General features: G+C 39.0%; 4 protein-coding genes. 3 read left to right on the top strand and 1 reads right to left on the bottom strand.

Annotated elements, in window-relative coordinates:
- Positions 1-1480, top strand: a 1480-nt coding sequence (locus tag ACFX4L_RS25110) for an SH3 domain-containing protein (RefSeq protein WP_377406633.1), incomplete at its 5' end; no start/stop codon positions are given.
- A 109-nt stretch (positions 1481-1589) separates the two neighbouring features.
- On the opposite strand, the gene ACFX4L_RS25105 is transcribed toward ACFX4L_RS25110, so the two are convergent.
- A complete protein-coding gene (locus ACFX4L_RS25105; RefSeq protein ID WP_377406631.1) occupies positions 1590-2024 on the bottom strand; it encodes an Rrf2 family transcriptional regulator in 435 nt (144 codons plus the stop codon).
- Between the two features lie 332 nt (positions 2025-2356).
- Here ACFX4L_RS25105 and ACFX4L_RS25100 point away from each other — a divergent pair, with 332 nt between their 5' ends.
- Both ACFX4L_RS25100 and ACFX4L_RS25095 read left to right on the top strand, forming a co-directional pair.
- Positions 2357-3055, top strand: a complete 699-nt coding sequence (locus ACFX4L_RS25100; RefSeq protein WP_377384861.1) for a DsbA family protein — start codon at positions 2357-2359, stop codon at positions 3053-3055.
- A gap of 3 nt (positions 3056-3058) precedes the next feature.
- Positions 3059-3469, top strand: coding sequence for a disulfide oxidoreductase (locus tag ACFX4L_RS25095; RefSeq protein WP_377406629.1), 411 nt, complete (start codon positions 3059-3061; stop codon positions 3467-3469).
- Positions 3470-3598: the final 129 nt, after the last annotated feature.

The following is a 3598-nucleotide window of genomic DNA, read 5'->3' as shown; positions in this document are numbered from 1 at the left end:
CAAGGCCAATGGAATAGATGGGTATGTCAGTACTGACTATCTTTCAACAACGAAGCCAGGAACGGCTCCCAATCCAATCATACCTGAAAAAACGACGACGAAATATGTAAATGTAAGCTTTGGTTCTCTTAATATGCGGAATAAACCGTCAGAAAGTGCTTCCATCATTGTGAAATTGGCCAAGGGTGCAGAGGTAGAAGTCATCTCGGAATCAAATGGCTGGTCAAAAATTATAGCGTATGGCGGAGAAGGTTACGTCAGTACGCAATATCTATCAGAAACGAAGCCTGGTTCTGTACCGGAAAGCCAGGATCCGAATCCAGACGAAGAAGAAACCACGTTAGTTAAATATGTAAATGTGAATGATGGCTCCAGTCTGAATATGCGCTCTTCTGCATCAGCTTCCGCTTCGATTATTGCCAAGCTTGTAAACAATACGGCCGTAAATGTATATTCTGAGTCTAATGGCTGGTCAAGAGTCACAGCTAATGGAAAAACGGGATATGTAAGTACGCAATATTTAACAGCCAAAGCGCCGGAAGGTCCAGGGAGTTCTAATGGATCGATAATCAGGATCGATAAAGAGTACAATCTTACGATGGACAAGATGGTTGAAATCCAAATGGCCGTTAATGGTCAAACGGATAAAACGTATAAAACCTACATACGAGAGGATGGGTTAACGTTAATCAATCCAACAAAAGGTACGGTAAAAGGAACTGGATGGCGTGTCAGGGGCGGAGCTGGATCTAATTATTGGGTAGTCGGTGCTGTCAGCAATTATCAATCATTGAATATCAAATCAAAAGTCATGGGCACTGACGGATACTATTGGTATGAGGTGGATTATAACAAGACATGGGTAAATGCCAGCCCGGAAGATATAGAATATAATCTCAATCCGGATAATTTTGTGAATGATCCAATCAAATCGTTCCAGTTCGTTAAGCTCTCCCAAGTCACCAACATGAACGTTTCTGAAGTGAATGATAGAATCCTTTCAGGTAAAGGGATTTTACAAGGCCAAGCTGCAACCTTCACTTCGGCAGGGGAAAAGTACGGGGTGAATGAAATCTACCTGATTTCACATGCTTTGCTGGAAACCGGGAATGGCACTTCACCGTTGGCGACTGGAGTTAAGGTGAACGGGAAAACGGTCTATAATATGTATGGAGTGGGGGCTTTTGACGGAACAGCGTTAAGCAGCGGCGCTCAATACGCATATAATGCAGGCTGGTTCACTCCGGAAGCGGCCATCATAGGCGGAGCCGAATTTATCGCCAAAGGATATATCTCTGCTGGACAGGACACGCTATACAAAATGAGATGGAATCCTATAGCTGCAGAGAAATATGGATATGCTACACACCAGTATGCTACTGACATTGGCTGGGCAACAAAACAAGTGAAACAGATTTATAATTTGTATAGTCTATTAGATTCCTATAAATTGACGATTGAAGTTCCTAAGTACAAATAAGAAAGAAGCAAAAAACACAGAGACCGACTCATGTGTTTTTTGCTTTTAAAACCATCTTCCCGCTCGAAAAAAGCATCGTATCGACGAAAAGGATAAAATGAAGCATTGATTATTTCATTTTATCCTTTTCTAAAATATCCTTAACGACATCCTCGATCGTTACCACTCCCAATGCCTTTTCCAAGGCAAGTTCAGCAACTGAAAAGATGGGTTCTATCGTATTTTGTATATTCCTTCCAACGGTGCATGCTGGATTAGGATTTTCATGGATTCCAAATAGCTCTTTATCGGATACAACGTTAACAGCCTGGTAAACATCAAGTAAAGTAATATCCGATAATTCCTTGGCCAATGTCGCTCCGGCAATACCTGGACGAACGTTGACTAAACCCGCAGTCTTCAGCATGCCGGTGATTTTTCTGATTAATGCTGGGTTGGTGTTTACACTTTTTGCAATAAAATCAGAAGTGTTAACGCCTTCTTTATTTATTTCTAAAAGAGATAATATATGGATTCCTACGGAAAAGCGGGTACTGATGGACATCTCTTTTTTCTCTCCTTTAAAATCTCTATTCTTATATAGTATAAATTATTTAACATGTAATTCAAGTAGTTACAAGTTATAATTGAGGGTGCAAGAATAATATTTATCCATTAACCTTTACCCTGTCAAGTAACGCCGTTAAGAAGAAGCAAAAATAAAAGGTATGTGTAATTGACAAACATCATAGTGAAACTTATATTATTACGTGTAAATGAATCAGTTACAGGTGAGAGACATATAGGAAGGGGGAACTGAAATCGGCCTTAATGGTGCTTATAGGTCCATTATGGCTGTATAAGGAATTTCTAAACAACTACAACAGATGGAGGTATATGATGTCTAATAAAAAAAAGGGTAATTCAAAACAATCTTCTGCATTCATGTTTTGGATCATAGGGTTAATCGCTGTAATCATTATTGGCTTTATATTTTTAGCGAATGGGAAAGACAAAGATACAGATACAGCTGTATATGAAATGGATTATAAATCACAGCCCTATTTGGGAGAAAAATCGGCTCCTGTTCAAATTGTGGAATTTGGTGATTATAAATGTCCAGTGTGTAAGACATTCGAGGAGAAGTTCTTTCCTTCTATACAAAGTGAATTGATTGATACTGGAAAAGCACAATTTTATTTCATGAATTATTCGTTCATTAACGTCGATTCAATTAGATCCGCTAAATTTGCGGAAAGTGTTTATCAAGAATTAGGAAATGATACCTTTTGGAAATTTCATGAGCTGTTGTACGATAAGCAGCCAGATGACCCGAAATATGAAAAGGAAGATGTGTTTACGGACAAATTTCTAGAAGATACATTGAAAGAAATCGCAAATGACAAAGATGTGAAAAAGGTCGTTTCCTCTTTTAAAGCCGATAATTCTGAGGACCAATGGAACAAGGATATGAAGATTGCCGACGAATTAGGCGTTTCTGGAACACCTTCCTTATTTGTTAATGGCAAGAAGTTTGAAGGAAATACAATCGATGATTTAGTGAAAATGGTTGATGATGCAGCGAAGGAGAAATAGTTGATGAACAAGCCATTATTATTTTCGTGGATCCTATCAATCATTGCCACTGCTGGAAGTCTCTATTTTAGTGAGGTTCTCCATTATGTACCTTGTACCTTTTGTTGGTATCAAAGGATCTTGATGTACCCGCTCGTTATTTTATTGGGCCGTGCCTTTTATGAGCAGGACCTGAAAATCCATCGGTACATATTCCCATTATCGATTTTGGGCATGTTGGTTTCAGGGTATCACTATAGTCTGCAAAAAATTCCAGCACTACAGCATTTCGAAATGTGCCAAAGTGGTGTTCCTTGCTCCGGTGAGTATATTAATTGGTTAGGCTTCATCACGATTCCGTTTTTGGCTTTTATTGCTTTTACTCTCATTACTATCTGTATGGGACTGCTAATGCGGAAGAACCGCCATATTTGAAAAAAGCACCATTCTTTGTCAACTCTACAGGGAATGGTGCTTTTTTTATCGGCGAAAACCGGAATATATCATCGAAAACCGGAATATATCATCGAAAACCGGAATATATCATCGAAAACCGGAATATAT

The organism is Peribacillus sp. YIM B13482, from assembly GCF_042787975.1.
GTDB classification, from domain to species: Bacteria; Bacillota; Bacilli; order Bacillales; family DSM-1321; genus Peribacillus; species Peribacillus simplex_A.
The sequence above is the reverse complement of the archived record's forward strand: the minus strand, read 5'-3'. Positions and strand labels throughout refer to the sequence as shown.

What these genes read in the sequence shown, in the direction of transcription:
- ACFX4L_RS25105 (WP_377406631.1), bottom strand. Translation starts at nt 2,024, where the DNA reads ATGTCCATCAGTACCCGCTTTTCCGTAGGAATCCATATATTATCTCTT.
- ACFX4L_RS25100 (WP_377384861.1), top strand. Translation starts at nt 2,357, where the DNA reads ATGATGTCTAATAAAAAAAAGGGTAATTCAAAACAATCTTCTGCATTC.
- ACFX4L_RS25095 (WP_377406629.1), top strand. Translation starts at nt 3,059, where the DNA reads ATGAACAAGCCATTATTATTTTCGTGGATCCTATCAATCATTGCCACT.